15 protein-coding genes are annotated in these 13,418 nt (G+C 69.4%); 8 read left to right on the plus strand and 7 right to left on the minus strand.

The genetic code is table 11. The annotated features are described in order from the left end of the window. Positions 1 to 9 precede the first annotated feature (9 nt). Entirely contained in the window at positions 10 to 399 is a 390-nt protein-coding gene (locus NYO99_RS13910; protein ID WP_268167820.1) for a hypothetical protein, read from the minus strand. A 140-nt stretch (positions 400 to 539) separates the two neighbouring features. Here NYO99_RS13910 and NYO99_RS13915 point away from each other — a divergent pair, with 140 nt between their 5' ends. Further along, on the plus strand, positions 540 to 1,037 hold the full coding sequence (locus NYO99_RS13915) for a CAP domain-containing protein (RefSeq protein ID WP_268167821.1): 498 nt from the start codon (positions 540 to 542) through the stop codon (positions 1,035 to 1,037). Here the strand turns inward: NYO99_RS13915 and NYO99_RS13920 are convergent. Together NYO99_RS13920 and NYO99_RS13925 are read right to left on the minus strand one after the other, a co-directional pair. Further along, entirely contained in the window at positions 1,034 to 1,696 is a 663-nt protein-coding gene (locus NYO99_RS13920) for a response regulator transcription factor (RefSeq protein WP_268167822.1), read from the minus strand. The two genes, NYO99_RS13915 and NYO99_RS13920, sit on opposite strands and share 4 nt — an antisense overlap. Further along, the gene (locus tag NYO99_RS13925; RefSeq protein WP_268167823.1) at positions 1,678 to 2,898 is read right to left on the minus strand and encodes a sensor histidine kinase; all 1,221 of its coding nucleotides are present in this window, start codon (positions 2,896 to 2,898) and stop codon (positions 1,678 to 1,680) included. The genes NYO99_RS13920 and NYO99_RS13925 overlap by 19 nt, the downstream gene beginning before the upstream one ends. A gap of 85 nt (positions 2,899 to 2,983) precedes the next feature. Here NYO99_RS13925 and NYO99_RS13930 point away from each other — a divergent pair, with 85 nt between their 5' ends. Continuing rightward, positions 2,984 to 4,513 (plus strand): alkaline phosphatase PhoX, encoded by a 1,530-nt coding sequence (locus NYO99_RS13930; RefSeq protein ID WP_268167824.1) that lies wholly within the window; start codon positions 2,984 to 2,986, stop codon positions 4,511 to 4,513. Positions 4,514 to 4,529: 16 nt separating this feature from the next. Further along, positions 4,530 to 5,105, plus strand: a complete 576-nt coding sequence (locus tag NYO99_RS13935; protein WP_268167825.1) for a PEP-CTERM sorting domain-containing protein — start codon at positions 4,530 to 4,532, stop codon at positions 5,103 to 5,105. On the opposite strand, the gene mnmA is transcribed toward NYO99_RS13935, so the two are convergent. From mnmA to NYO99_RS13950, 3 genes are read right to left on the minus strand one after another with little or no spacing between them, the layout of a single operon-like run. Beyond that, a complete protein-coding gene (gene mnmA / locus NYO99_RS13940; RefSeq protein ID WP_268167826.1) occupies positions 5,096 to 6,220 on the minus strand; it encodes a tRNA 2-thiouridine(34) synthase MnmA in 1,125 nt (374 codons plus the stop codon). The two genes, NYO99_RS13935 and mnmA, sit on opposite strands and share 10 nt — an antisense overlap. A gap of 26 nt (positions 6,221 to 6,246) precedes the next feature. Continuing rightward, positions 6,247 to 6,942 (minus strand): 2OG-Fe(II) oxygenase, encoded by a 696-nt coding sequence (locus NYO99_RS13945; RefSeq protein ID WP_268167827.1) that lies wholly within the window; start codon positions 6,940 to 6,942, stop codon positions 6,247 to 6,249. 3 nt (positions 6,943 to 6,945) lie between these two features. Then, positions 6,946 to 7,443 carry an NUDIX hydrolase gene (locus NYO99_RS13950; protein ID WP_268167829.1) on the minus strand — a complete coding sequence of 166 codons (498 nt, stop codon included), beginning with the start codon at positions 7,441 to 7,443 and terminating at the stop codon, positions 6,946 to 6,948. An 85-nt stretch (positions 7,444 to 7,528) separates the two neighbouring features. Between NYO99_RS13950 and NYO99_RS13955 the strand changes: the two genes are divergently transcribed. The 5 genes from NYO99_RS13955 to NYO99_RS13975 all read left to right on the plus strand — a co-directional run bounded on the left by NYO99_RS13955 (position 7,529) and on the right by NYO99_RS13975 (position 12,725). Further along, the gene (locus tag NYO99_RS13955) at positions 7,529 to 8,644 is read left to right on the plus strand and encodes a Re/Si-specific NAD(P)(+) transhydrogenase subunit alpha (RefSeq protein ID WP_268167830.1); all 1,116 of its coding nucleotides are present in this window, start codon (positions 7,529 to 7,531) and stop codon (positions 8,642 to 8,644) included. Between the two features lie 2 nt (positions 8,645 to 8,646). Further along, entirely contained in the window at positions 8,647 to 8,964 is a 318-nt protein-coding gene (locus tag NYO99_RS13960) for an NAD(P) transhydrogenase subunit alpha part 2 (protein ID WP_268167831.1), read from the plus strand. Further along, a complete protein-coding gene (locus NYO99_RS13965; protein ID WP_268167832.1) occupies positions 8,964 to 10,385 on the plus strand; it encodes an NAD(P)(+) transhydrogenase (Re/Si-specific) subunit beta in 1,422 nt (473 codons plus the stop codon). The genes NYO99_RS13960 and NYO99_RS13965 overlap by 1 nt, the downstream gene beginning before the upstream one ends. Before the next feature lie 88 nt (positions 10,386 to 10,473). Beyond that, the gene (locus NYO99_RS13970) at positions 10,474 to 12,147 is read left to right on the plus strand and encodes a long-chain-fatty-acid--CoA ligase (protein ID WP_268167833.1); all 1,674 of its coding nucleotides are present in this window, start codon (positions 10,474 to 10,476) and stop codon (positions 12,145 to 12,147) included. Between the two features lie 68 nt (positions 12,148 to 12,215). Next, positions 12,216 to 12,725 carry a hypothetical protein gene (locus NYO99_RS13975; protein WP_268167834.1) on the plus strand — a complete coding sequence of 170 codons (510 nt, stop codon included), beginning with the start codon at positions 12,216 to 12,218 and terminating at the stop codon, positions 12,723 to 12,725. Positions 12,726 to 12,737: 12 nt separating this feature from the next. Here NYO99_RS13975 and NYO99_RS13980 read toward each other — a convergent pair whose 3' ends face one another. After that, complete coding sequence (locus NYO99_RS13980) at positions 12,738 to 13,298, minus strand: thymidine kinase (RefSeq protein ID WP_268167835.1); 561 nt, start codon at positions 13,296 to 13,298, stop codon at positions 12,738 to 12,740. Positions 13,299 to 13,418 lie beyond the last annotated feature (120 nt).

The following is a 13,418-nucleotide window of genomic DNA, read 5'->3' on the forward strand; positions in this document are numbered from 1 at the left end:
CGGCGGCGTTCAACGTGCGGCGGCGGGTGTGGCGGTGGTGCAGCGCCCGGCGACACAGGCCGCACCGGGGTCGGTGGTCAGGGCGCAGTTGGAGCGCATGCCGGAGGCGTCGATCTCCCGCCGGTGCGCCTCGGCCTGGCGGCGCGCCAGTGCCTGAACCCGTTCGCCGTCTGTGCCCAGCGTGGACCATGCCCAGTAGCCGGCCGGCCCGCCGCAGGCCTTGGCGCCCACGGCCACGGTGCGGCACTGCGCATCGCTGGTGCAACTGGCCGTGCCGATCAGCGCGCGCAGCTCGCGGGCCAAGCGCACCGAGTCGGCCTCGGTGGCAGACGCAGGGCGGGCGGGGGGCTCGGGATGTGCGCAGGCGCCGAGCGCCAGGCTGCAGCACAGCGCAGCCATCAGTCGGTGGGCTCGGGATGCTCGAGGCGGCATGGGTTGAGCAAGCAGGGGGTGCGGCATGGCGCCATGGTGACCGGCCGCAGCGCCCTTGGCAATCCGGCCAGGCCAGTGGCGCCGGGTGCCGGCCCTAGGATGGGCGCATGCGTCTCGCTCCTGTGATCCTGGCCCTGCTGACTCTCCTGCCGTTCGCCGCGTGGCCCGCCTGCACGCCGCCTGCAGCGCTGGTGGAGGCCGGGCTGAATGCGCTGCGCGGCCAGGCCCGTGCCTGCGGCAGCGTGCGCTGGCCCGCCGCGGCGCCCTTGCGCTGGCAGCCGCTGCTGGCCGCCTCGGCACACCGCCATGCTGTTGAGCTGGCGGGGCAGGACCGGCTCAGCCATGTCGGTGCCGGCGGCACCTCGCTGCGGGCGCGGCTGCGCGAGGCGGGCTATGTGATGCAGGTGTCGGCCGAGAACCTGGCCGGCGGCCCCGAGACGCTGGACGAGGTGCTGGCCCAGTGGCTGGCCAGCCCGGCGCATTGCGAGCACCTGATGGCTGCCGACCTGCAGGAGTTCGGCCTGGCCTGTGCGGCCCACCCGGACAGCCAGCGCCGCTACTGGGTGCTGCAGCTGGCCACGCCCGCTGGCGGTCCGGCGCGTTAGATCCAGCCCAGGTCGATGGCGCGCAGCACGGCCTGCGTGCGGTCGCGCACGCCCATCTTGGAGAAGATGGCCGAGCAGTGGTTCTTGATGACGCCCTCGCTGTTGCCCAGCAGGCTGGCGATCTCGGTGTTGCTGCGGCCGCTCGCCACCAGGCGCAGCACCTGCAGCTCCTTCGGGCTCAGCGGGTCGGGGTGATCGGCGGCCGTGAACGCGCGCTCGCCGCCCTTGGCCTCCATGCGCGTCGTCAGCGACGGGCGCAGCGCCGTGCCGCCGGCATGCACGTCGCGCAGCGCCTGCAGCAGCGTGTCGGGGCTGATGGCTTTCAGCAGAAAGCCCTTGGCACCGGCGCGGGCGGCTTCGTCGAAGGTCGCCGTGTCGTCGAAGGTGGTCAGCAGCACGACCGGCAGCCGCAGCGCGCGCGCGGCGAGCGCGCGGATCAGGCCCAGCCCGTCCAGGCGCGGCATGCGCATGTCGGACAGCACGATGTCGGGCATGGCCTCGGGCGAGGCGCCGGCCAGCCATTCCAGCGCCTCGGCGCCGTCGTTCGCTTCGCCGACCACCTGCACCTCGTCGTGCAGCGCCAGCAGGCCCTTGAGGCCCTCGCGAACCAGTTGCTGGTCTTCCACCAGCAGGATCTTGATCACACCCATCGCGGACATCTCAGCTCGATTCGAAATCCCGGGCTGGTGCGCGTCACGCGCATCTGCCCACCCAGTTCTGTCATGCGCTCGGCCATGCCGGACAGGCCGTTGCCATAGCTCTCGGCGCCGTTGGCGAGCCGGCCCGGCGCACCGCGGCCATCATCGTCGATGCTGACCGTCACGTGGTCGCCCGCGCCCTGCAGCTCCACGCGCACGCGGCGGGCGCCGGCATGGCGCACGCTGTTCGTCACGCCCTCCTGCACGCAGCGCAACAGCGCATGCGCGGTGCGCGGGCCGAGGTCGCGTGCGGCGTCGTCCAGCGCCAGCTCGATGCGCGTGCTGGCAATGCCCTCGGCCAGCGCCTGCAGCGCGGCGGACAGGTCGATGCGCTGCGAGCTGCGCTGCTGCGACACGGCCTCGCGCACATCGGCCAGCAGCTGGGCCGCCACACCCTCGGCCCGCGCCAGTGCCTGGCCCGCGCCACTGGCATCAGACCGCGCCAGCAGCGCGCCGCCCAGCTGCAGCTGCAGGTTCAGCGCGGTCAGGTGGTGGCCCATCAGGTCGTGCAGCTCGCGGGCGATCTGCATGCGCTCGCTGTAGCGCATCTGCTCGGCCAGCAGCTGCTCGCCGGAGAGCTGTTCGGCCAGCACGGCCTGCAGCCAGCGGCGCTTCTCGGCCTCGGCAGCGGCCATGCGCCCGAGGCCGAAGGCCAGGCCGTGCAGTGCCAGCATGGAGGACAGCAGGCCGAACTGGTCCAGCCAGGCATTGGCCTCGGGGCCGGCGTAGATGCCGGTGTTCAGCAGCACCTGCGCGGCGCCGAAGCCCAGCGCCATGCGCGCCGGCAGCAGCACGGCGGCCAGCGCCGTGACGAGGAAGGGCAGGCCCGGCGTCACGCCGTAGGCCAGCAGGTCCACCAGCAGCAGCCAGCCCAGCCGCCGGTTCACGGCGACGACGCTGGCGCCCCGGCTGGCCAGGCGCCACATCAGCGCGACGAAGGCCAGCAGCAGGGACACGCAGATCAGCAGCAGCCCGCGATCGTTGGCGTCGCCGCCGAGCTGGCGCCAGAGGCTGGACACGAGGCCGTCATAGGGCTCGGTGCGCGCGCCGAACAGCGCGGCCCCGGCGCTCACCAACTCCATGGCGCACACCACCAGCGCAGCCAGGCGCAGCACGAGGCCGGGTTCGGCCAGGCGGGCGAGCAGACGGTCCAGACGGTTCATGGCGGCGCATTGTCAGCGTCATTGCGGGTTCATCGGGCGTCGCGAGCATCCGTGCTTCCTCATCACCGGTCGTTGGAGCACACACATGGATCAAGCAGACACGGGCCGCCGCGGCCTGCTCAAGGGGGGCGCCGCCGCCGTAGCGGCCGCCTTCGCCGGCCCCATCGGCGCGCTGGCCACGCGCGTGGCCGAGGCCAACACCGGCAGCTGCGCCGCCGCGGGCGCATCGTCCCTGCTGGACAGCCCCTATGGCGCCACGGCGCCCGTCAATGACCTGACGACCGGCCTGCCGCTCATCGAGCTGCCCGCGGGCTTCAGCTACAAGAGCTACGGCTGGCGCGGCGACGTGATGTCAGACGGCCTGGTGACGCCCGGCGCCCATGACGGCATGGGCGTCGTCGTGCAGCGCCGCGTGGGCCGCAGCACCGAGATCATCCTGGTGCGCAACCATGAGCACAGCACCAGCACCAATGCGGCCAACATCGTCGGCGCGGGCCGCGCCAGCGTGGCGAAGTACGACACCGGCACCACGGGCGTGAACTACCAGGCCGGTGGCAACACCAACCTGATCTGGCGCGATGGCAACTGGGTGGGCAGCTACGCCAGCCTCGGCGGCATCTACCGCCCCTGCGCCGGCGGCGCCAGCACCTGGGGCTCGTGGATGTCCAACGAGGAAATCCGCAGCAACAGCGTGTCCAGCACCGGCAAGAAGCACGGCTATGTGTTCGAGGTGCCGGCCGACACCAGCCTGACGGCAGCCAACCCGGAGCCCATCATCGCGATGGGCCGCATGGCCCACGAGGCCAGCGCCATCGATCCGGCCACCGGCTACTGGTACCTCACCGAAGACCAGGGCAATGCCAACACGCTGTACCGCTTCCGCCCCGCCAACCTGGCGGGCGGCCTGAACAGCCTGCACGCCGGCGGCACGCTGCAGGGCCTGCGCGTGCGTGCGGTGGCGAACGCCGACCTGCGCGACCCCACGCTGTGCCAGGAGTACCTCTGCGACTGGGTGGACGTGGCCAACCCCGACCTGGACGGCGCGACGCTGTCCACCATCAACGGCAATGTGTCGGCCAGCGGCCCCTACCGCCAGGCTTTTGCCAACGGCGCGGCCATCTTCGGCGCCACCGAGGGCTGCTGGGTGGCGGGCGGCATCGTCTACTTCACCGACAAGCAGGTCACCACCAGCCCGGCCCGCGCCGGCCGCATCTGGGCGCTGCACCTGGCCAGCATGACGCTGAAGGCCATCTTCGTCAGCAACAGCCTGCAGGTCGGCAACTCGCCCGACAACCTGTGCGTCAGCCCGCGCGGCGGCGTGCTGTTCTGCGAGGACGGCGGCACCAGCGGCCCCGGCAACACGCCGGCCATCACGGCCCAGCACCTCAAGGTGGTCACGCCCAGCGGCGGCAGCTATGTGTTTGCCAAGCACAACTACAACTTCACCCGCGCCCAGCTCGACGCAGTCGGCAAGACCGGCGCCACCGCTGGCGACCAGCGCAACTCCGAATGGGCCGGCTGCGTCTTCAGCCCGGACGGCCGCGTGCTGTTCGTGAACCTCTACACCGGCGTCACGCTGGCCATCACCGGCCCGTGGACGCGCGGCAGCCTTTGATTGCCGGAGCCTCACCATGACCAAGACCCTGATCGCCGCCGCGCTCGCGCTGGCCGCCGCCTTGCCCGCCCAAGCCCTGAGCTTCGAGGGCGCGCTCACGCAAGGCGCCACCGTGGCCGCCGACTACAGCAGCAACGGTCTGCTGTCCTTCGACCTGGACCTGGCCAACGGCGCGCCCGCCGTGCTGACCTGGCGCCTGGACGAGGACGACCTGCTGGCGCCCATCGGCCTCAACGCCGTCATCCGCAATAACACCGGTGTCGGCCTGCAAGGCCTGACGCTGACGCTGGACCGTGGCAGTTTCGGCAGCGTCGGCAGCGTGACGCGCCTGTTCAGCGGCGAAGCCTCCTCGGTGACGGGCAGCGGCGGCACGCGCACGGTGACGTTCTCGTCCGAGGAGTTCCTGGACGTCGAGCTGGGCAACGCGTTGGGCGGCGCCGGCAAGACCGACTGGACCTTGGCCCAGGCGGGCCTGCAGGCCGGCGACCGCATCAGCCTGACCGTCAGCGCCGTGCCCGAGCCCGAGCAGTACGCGCTGCTGCTGGCCGGGCTGGCCGCCATCGGGCTGGCGGTGCGCCGTCGTCAGGCCTGAGCCGGCAGGGCGGCGGCAATCACACCGCCGCCCAGGCACACGTCGCCGTCATACAGCACGGCGCTCTGGCCCGGCGTGACGGCCCATTGCGGCTCGGTGAAGCGCAGCCGCAGCCGGCCGGCGTCGTCGTAGCCGACGGCGCAGGCGGCGTCGGCCTGGCGGTAGCGCGTCTTGGCCGCGGCCGGGCCGGGTGCGGGCGCGCGGCCGGCGATCCAGCTCAGGTCGTCGGCCAGCAGGGCCGGGCTCTGCAGCAGCGGGTGGTCATGGCCCTGCACGGCGATCAGCGTGTTGGTCGGGATGTCCTTGGCGGCCACGAACCACGGCGCATGCTCGCCGCCGCCGCGCGGCGCCTTCTTGTCCTTCACACCACCGATGCCCAGGCCCTGGCGCTGGCCCAGCGTGTAGAAGCTCAGGCCCACGTGCTGGCCCAGCGTGCGGCCGCGCTCGTCCTTGATGGGACCGGGCTTGTGCGACAGGTATTTGTTCAGGAACTCGCGGAACGGCCGCTCGCCGATGAAGCAGATGCCGGTGGAGTCCTTCTTCTTCGCGTTCGGCAGGCCGATGTCGGCGGCGATGCGGCGCACCTCGGTCTTGGGCAGGTGGCCCACCGGGAACATCGCCTTGCTCATCTGCGCCTGGCTCAGCCGGTGCAGGAAGTAGCTCTGGTCTTTCAGCGGGTCCAGACCCTTGAGCAGCTGGAATTCGCCGTCGACCTCACGCACGCGAGCGTAGTGACCCGTTGCGATCTTCTCGGCGCCCAGGCGCATCGCGTGGTCGAGGAAGGCCTTGAACTTGATCTCGGCGTTGCACAGCACGTCGGGGTTGGGTGTGCGGCCGGCCTGGTACTCGCGCAGAAAGCTCTCGAAGACGCGGTCCTTGTACTCGGCCGCGAAGTTGACATGCTCGATCTCGATGCCCAGCACGTCGGCCACCGAGGCCGCGTCCAGGAAGTCCTGACGCGTCGAGCAGTACTCGTCGTTGTCGTCGTCTTCCCAGTTCTTCATGAAGATGCCGATGACCTCGTGGCCCTGTTGCTTCAGCAAGTGGGCGGTCACGGCCGAGTCCACGCCGCCGGACAGGCCGACGACGACTCGATGTTTTTTCTCGGAACTCATGGCCGGGATTGTCCCAAACGGCCGCATCAGCCCGGCGCGAACAGGCTTTCGGCCCGCTGGTACAGCACCCAGCTCGTCGCGATGTACTTGTCGCCGCCGGTCGGCCGGTTGCCGCGGTGCGTGTGCGTGAAGCCGCCCGGCGCGATCAGCAGGCTGCCGGTGCGCGGCGCGATCTTGCGGCCCTGGTAGAGGAACTCGGTCTCGCCGTCGCTGAAGTCGTCGTTCAGGTAGATCGTCCACAGCACCGCGCGGTGCAGGGCCTCGCCCTGGTCCAGCTTGGGGTATTGCTCGCAGTGCCAGTAGGGGTAGCCGCCCTGGCCGGCCACGTAGCGCTGCAGGTTGATGGCGCCAGGGCGGAAGACCTTGGCGACCAGGCCCATCAGGTGCTCGTCCGGCAGCGTGGCGACGGTGTCCGCGTCGAGCAGCGCGGTCGTGCCGTCGGGCCGGTTCATCTGCAGCTTCAGCGGCGCCAGGGCCAGGTGCGCATAGCGGCGCAGGTACTGCTTGAAGCCGTGGATGACGGCATCGTTCAGCTGCGCGCAGGCATCGGCCCATTCGGGGTGGCGGCTGATGGCGATGTCCCAGCTGTCCTTCAGGCTCACATCCACGCCGCTGCCGGTCTCGCCGCGCTGCACGCGGGGGCTGGCCTTGAAGCGCTCGATCAGCGCCTGGCAGGCTGCGGCGCTCAACACCCCGTCATAGCACTCGATGAAGTCCGTCATCGCTCAGCCCTTCACGAGCGGGGTGGTCAGCGAGGTGTGCGCGAACACCGCGGCCAGCGGCAGCCGCCGCCCGGCCGCATGGTCCTGCACGCACTGCAGCACCAGCGGGCTGCGGTGGCGCTCGGCACAGGCGGCGATCTCGTCCAGCGTCATCCACAGCGTGCGGTGGATGCCCGCGTCCAGCGCGCGGCCGGCGATCTCGTCGCCTGCTGCACCACTGAAGGCCAGCCGAACATAGGTCACATCCTCTAATCGCGCCGGCCGCACGAAGCGGGCCAGGTAGACGCCCAGGAAATGCTCGGGCGTGAAGGGCCGCGCGGTTTCCTCCAGCGCCTCGCGCACGACGGCCTCGATCGGGCTTTCGCCCAGCTCCACATGGCCGGCGGGGTTGTTCAGCATCAGGCCCTCGGCCGTCTCTTCCTCGACAAGCAGGTAGCGCCCGTCGCGCTCAATCACCGCCGCGACAGTGACGCTGGGACGGAATCTCTCTGTGGCAACCATGAAACTTCCTCGCGAATTCCCGCACGGGGCGACACGGGGCATTGTGTAAGCTGGATCGCAACACCTGCCCCTTCGAGGAGCCCGCATGCAGATTGGTGTCCCGCGCGAACGCGCGGCCGGAGAGACCCGTGTGGCCGTCACGCCCGAGACGGCCAAGAAGCTGAAGGCCGCCGGCCACGTGCTGCGCATCGAAAGCGGTGCCGGCATGGCGGCCAGCGTCACCGATGCCGCCTACGAGGCGGTGGGCTGCGAGATCGTCGACCAGGCCGCGGCGCTCGCCTGCGAGCTGGTGCTGAAGGTGCGTGCGCCGGCCGGCGACGAGCTGGCGCTGATGAAGCCCGGCACGGCGCTCGTCGGCATGCTCAACCCCTTCGACCGCGACGGCCTGGCCGCGATGGCTGCCACCGGGCTGACGAGCTTCGCGCTGGAAGCCGCGCCGCGCACGACGCGCGCGCAGAGCATGGACGTGCTGTCCAGCCAGGCCAATATCGCCGGCTACAAGGCCGTCATGATCGCGGCCGACCGTTACCAGCGCTTCTTCCCCATGCTGATGACGGCCGCCGGCACCGTGAAGGCGGCGCGCGTCGTCATCTTGGGCGTCGGCGTGGCGGGCCTGCAGGCGATCGCGACGGCCAAGCGGCTGGGCGCCGTCATCGAGGCCAGCGACGTGCGGCCGTCGGTGAAGGAGCAGGTTGAGTCGCTGGGCGCCAAGTTCATCGACGTGCCTTACGAGACAGCCGAGGAGAAGGAAGCGGCCGAGGGCGTGGGTGGCTATGCCCGGCCCATGCCGCAAAGCTGGCTGGACCGCCAGAAGGCCGAGGTGGCCAAGCGCGTGGCGGCGGCGGACATCGTCATCACGACGGCCCTGATCCCCGGACGCGCGGCGCCGGTGCTGGTTACCGAGGAGATGGTCAAGGCCATGAAGCCCGGTTCGGTCATCGTTGACATCGCCGCGCAGGCCGGCGGCAACTGCCCGCTGACCGAGGCCGGCAAGACGGTCACCAAGCACGGCGTCGTCATCGTCGGCGAGACCAACCTGCCGGCGCTCGTCGCGGCCGATGCGTCGGCGCTGTACGCGCGCAACGTGCTGGACTTCCTCAAGCTCGTCGTCACCAAGGAAGGCACGTTCACCGTGCCGCTGGATGACGACATCGTCGCGGCCTGCCGCGTGACGCAAGACGGACAAGTGACGAGGGCCTGACCATGGAACTGGTTGATCACACCATCATCAATCTCATCATCTTCGTGCTGGCCATCTACGTGGGCTACCACGTCGTCTGGACGGTGACGCCCGCGCTGCACACGCCGCTGATGGCCGTGACGAACGCGATCTCGGCCATCGTCATCGTCGGCGCCATGCTGGCGGCGGCGCTGACCGAGACGCCCTTCGCCAAGGGCATGGGCGTCGTGGCCGTTGCGCTGGCGGCGGTGAACATCTTCGGCGGCTTCCTCGTCACGCGGCGCATGCTGGAGATGTTCAAGAAGAAGGACAAGCCCGCTGCCAAGAAGGAGGGCGCGTGATGAGCATGAACCTGGTCACGCTGCTGTACCTCATCGCCAGCGTCTGCTTCATCCAGTCGCTGAAGGGCCTGTCGCATCCGACGACGTCCATCCGCGGCAATGTCTTCGGCATGACCGGCATGGCCATTGCCGCGTTCACGACGGCGGCGCTCATCGTCAAGCTGGCCGGCTCGGCCACCGGCCTGGGCTGGGTGCTGCTGGGCCTGGTCGTCGGCGGTGGCTTCGGTGCCTGGAAGGCCAAGACGGTCGAGATGACCAAGATGCCCGAGCTGGTGGCGTTCTTCCACAGCATGATCGGCTTGGCGGCCGTGGCCATCGCGGCCGCGGCGGCCTACGAGCCCTGGGCCTTCCAGATCACCGCCAAGGGTGGCGCCATTCCCGGCGGCAACCGCATCGAGCTGGCGCTGGGCGCCTTCATCGGTGCGGTCACCTTCACCGGCTCCGTCATCGCCTGGGGCAAGCTGTCTGGCAAAAGCAAGTTCCGCCTCTTCCAGGGCGCGCCAGTGGTCTTCAAGGGCCAGCATGCGCTGAACGCGGTGCTCGGGCTGGCGGCGGCCTTCTTCGTGTTCGGCTTCTGGCACAGCCAGAGTCAGATGGACTTCTGGATCGTCATCGCGCTGGGCCTGGTGCTGGGCGTGACGCTCATCATCCCCATCGGCGGCGCCGACATGCCGGTGGTGGTCAGCATGCTGAACAGCTACTCCGGCTGGGCGGCGGCGGGCATCGGCTTTTCGCTGAACAACAGCATGCTGATCATTGCCGGCTCGCTGGTGGGCAGCTCGGGGGCGATCCTGAGCTACATCATGTGCAAGGCGATGAACCGCTCGTTCTTCAACGTGATCCTGGGCGGGTTTGGTGGCGACGCCGCGACCGCTGCGTCTGGCGGCGGCGTGCAGCGCAACGTCAAGAGCGGCAGCGCCGACGATGCCGCCTTCGTGATGGGCAATGCCGAGACTGTCATCATCGTGCCCGGCTACGGCCTGGCCGTCGCGCGCGCCCAGCACGCCGTGAAGGAGCTGGCCGCCAAGCTGACCGAGAAGGGCGTGACGGTGAAGTACGCCATCCACCCGGTCGCCGGCCGCATGCCGGGTCACATGAACGTGCTGCTGGCCGAGGCCGAGGTGCCCTACGACCAGGTCTTCGAGATGGAGGACATCAACGCCGAGTTCGCGCAGGCCGACGTGGCCATCATCCTGGGCGCCAACGACGTCGTGAACCCGGCTGCGCATGTGAAGGGCAGCCCCATCTACGGCATGCCGATTCTTGAGGCCTACAAGGCCAAGACCATCATCGTGAACAAGCGCTCCATGGCCGCCGGCTACGCGGGCCTGGACAACGAGCTGTTCTACATGGACAAGACCATGATGGTGTTCGGCGATGCGAAGAAGGTGGTCGAGGACATGCTGAAGGCCGTGGAGTAGGGGGCCTGCTGCCCCGCTATCGAATCCCCTGACCGGCCCACCGCTGGCCATCGGCCAGAATCCGTGCCAACCCATAAGGAGACAAGGCATGGAGCCCATCTGGCTGAAGCACTACCCGGCGGAGGTGCCGCGCGACATCAATGTGTCGCTCTACCCCAGCCTGGTGGATCTGCTCGACACCTCGTTCAAGAAGAACGCCGACAAGGCGGCCTACCTGATGATGGGCAAGAGCGTCAGCTTCGCGCAGGTGGACGAGGCCTCGCGGGCGCTGGCCGCGTATCTGCAGAGCCTGGGCCTGGAGAAGGGTGACCGCGTCGCCCTCATGATGCCCAACCTGTTCCAGTACCCGGTGGCCGTGGCCGCCGTGCTGAGGGCGGGTTATGTGGTCGTCAACGTGAACCCGCTGTACACGCCGCGCGAGCTGGAGCACCAGCTCAAGGACTCGGGCGCCAAGGCCATCGTCATCATCGAGAACTTCGCCTCGGTGCTGCAGCAGGTCATCCAGCACGTGCCCACCAAGCACATCATCCTCGCCGCCATGGGCGACATGCTGGGCCTCGTCAAGGGCAGCATCGTCAACTACGTCGTGCGCAAGGTGAAGAAGATGGTGCCGGCCTTCGAGCTGCCGGGGGCCGTGCGCTTCAACGACGCGCTGGCCAAGGGCCGCAGCCTCACCTACAAGGCGCCCAAGCTGGGCCCGGACGACATCGCCGTGCTGCAGTACACCGGCGGCACGACCGGTGTGTCCAAGGGCGCCGTGCTCAAGCACCGCAACCTGGTGGCCAACATCCTGCAGGCCGAGGCCTGGTACCAGCCAGCGCTGAAGAAGATCCCCGCTGGCGAGCAGGTGGTCACCATCTGCGCGCTGCCGCTGTATCACATCTTCGGCTTCAACACGAACATGATGCTGTCCATGCACATGGGCGGCGCCAACGTGCTGATCCCCAATCCGCGCGATCTGCCGGCCATGTTCAAGGAGCTCAGCGCCCACCGATTCCACAGCTTCCCGGCCGTCAACACGCTGTTCATGGCCATGGCCAACCATGCCGACTTCAACACGGTGGACTGGAGCCGGCTGGTCATCTCGGTGGGCGGCGGCATGGCCGTGCAGCAGGCCACCGCCAAGCTGTGGCTGGAGAAGACCGGCTGCCCCATCGTCGAGGGCTACGGCCTGTCCGAGACCTCGCCCACCGCCACCTGCAACCCGACCGACAGCACCGCCTACACCGGGACCATCGGCCTGCCCATGCCGCAGACCGAGCTCAAGCTGCTCGACGACGACGGCCACGAGGTGCCCGCCGGCCAGCCGGGCGAGATCGCCATCCGCGGCCCGCAAGTCATGGCGGGCTACTGGCAGCGCCCGGACGAGACGGCCAAGGTCATGACGGCTGACGGCTTCTTCCGCACCGGCGACATTGGCACCGTCGACGAACGCGGTTACTTCAAGATCGTCGACCGCAAGAAGGACATGATCCTCGTCAGCGGTTTCAACGTGTATCCCAACGAGGTTGAGGATGTGCTGACGCAAATGCCCGGCATCCTGGAGTGCGCCGCCGTGGGCGTGCCCGACGCCAAGGCCGGCGAGGCAGTGAAGGTGGTCATCGTGAAGAAAGACCCGAATGTCACCGAGGCTGATGTGCGCTCGTATTGCGAATTGAACCTGACGGGCTACAAACGTCCCAAGATCGTCGAGTTCCGCACCGACCTGCCCAAGACGCCCGTGGGCAAGATCCTGCGCCGCGAGCTGCGGGACAAGACCTGATCGCCTGTTTTCCCACGTGACGATGGCCTGACCCCGGCAGCCGCCGGTGGCGGGCGGGGTTCTGCACCGTGCTTGATCAGCTGCTTTCGAAAACCGAGGCCGGCCGCGCCGAAATCCGTGCACGCGCGCTGCCGCTGTCGCGTGCGGCGCGCAACCTGCTGCTGGTGCTGGACGCCACCAAGACCGCCGGCGATTGGCTGGGCCTGGTGGCTGGGGCCACGCCCGCGGATCTCGACACCCTGATCCAGCAGGGCCTCATCGCTGCCGAAGGCCGCGCCGCGCCGCGCGCGGCTGCCGCCATGCCGCCGGCAGCCACGCCAGCTGTTGCGCCCGCGCCCGCCTCGGCGCCAGCTGCAGGCTCGCCGCTGTTGGACCGGGCGGCGCTCTACACCTACCTCAGCGGCCAGGCCACCAAGCTGCTGGGCCCGTTCAAGGGCTATGCCTTCGCTCTCGAGGTGGAGCGCTGTGACAGCCTGCCGGAGCTGCAGGCCCTGGCGCTGCAGCTGGTCGAGCGTGTGCAGAAGGCCAAGGGCGAGGCCGCCGCCGCGGCCGTGCGCGAGGCGCTGGGCCTGCGCTGAGGGGCGCCTGCCCTAGCCTTGCCGGAAGCAGCGCCCGCACACCGAGCGGTAGCGCGCGTTGCCGCCGATCTCCACCTGAGCGCCCTCGGTGACCTTGCGGTTACCGGCGTCCACGCGCATGTTCATCGTCGCCTTGCGGCCGCAGTCGCAAATGGTCTTCATCTCGTCCATCTCGTCGGCCAGCGCCAGCAGCGTGGCCGAGCCGGGGAAGAGTTCGCCCTGGAAGTCGGTGCGCAGGCCGTAGCAGATGGCCGGCAGGTTGTGCAGGTGGGCCAGCTCGTGCAGTTGCTGCACCTGGGGCTTGGACAGGAACTGCGCTTCGTCCACCAGGATGCAGGCCACGCCGGGCGTGTCGCGCATCAGCGCGATGAAGTCGGTGCCGGCGTCGAACTGCTCCACCTCGCGCTGCGGGCCCAGGCGCGACGTGACGAAACCGTGGCCGTAGCGGTCGTCCAGGCGCGCGGTGAAGATGCGCACGCGGTGGCCGCGCTCCTCGTAGTTGTGCGCCACCTGCAGCAGGGCGGTGGACTTGCCGGCGTTCATTGCGGCGTAACGGAAGAAGAGCTTGGCCATGGGGTGTCTGCGAGCGGGATCGCATTGTCCCCGCTCGCTGACCCCGCAGATCAGGGCCGGGTAAGCCCCCGTTTGGCATCGATTGCACACAAAAACTGCGGGCTTGCGAGGTGGCGTTGT

It is taken from the genome of Roseateles hydrophilus (assembly GCF_026712245.1).
Lineage (GTDB): Bacteria > Pseudomonadota > Gammaproteobacteria > Burkholderiales > Burkholderiaceae_C > Pelomonas > Pelomonas hydrophilus.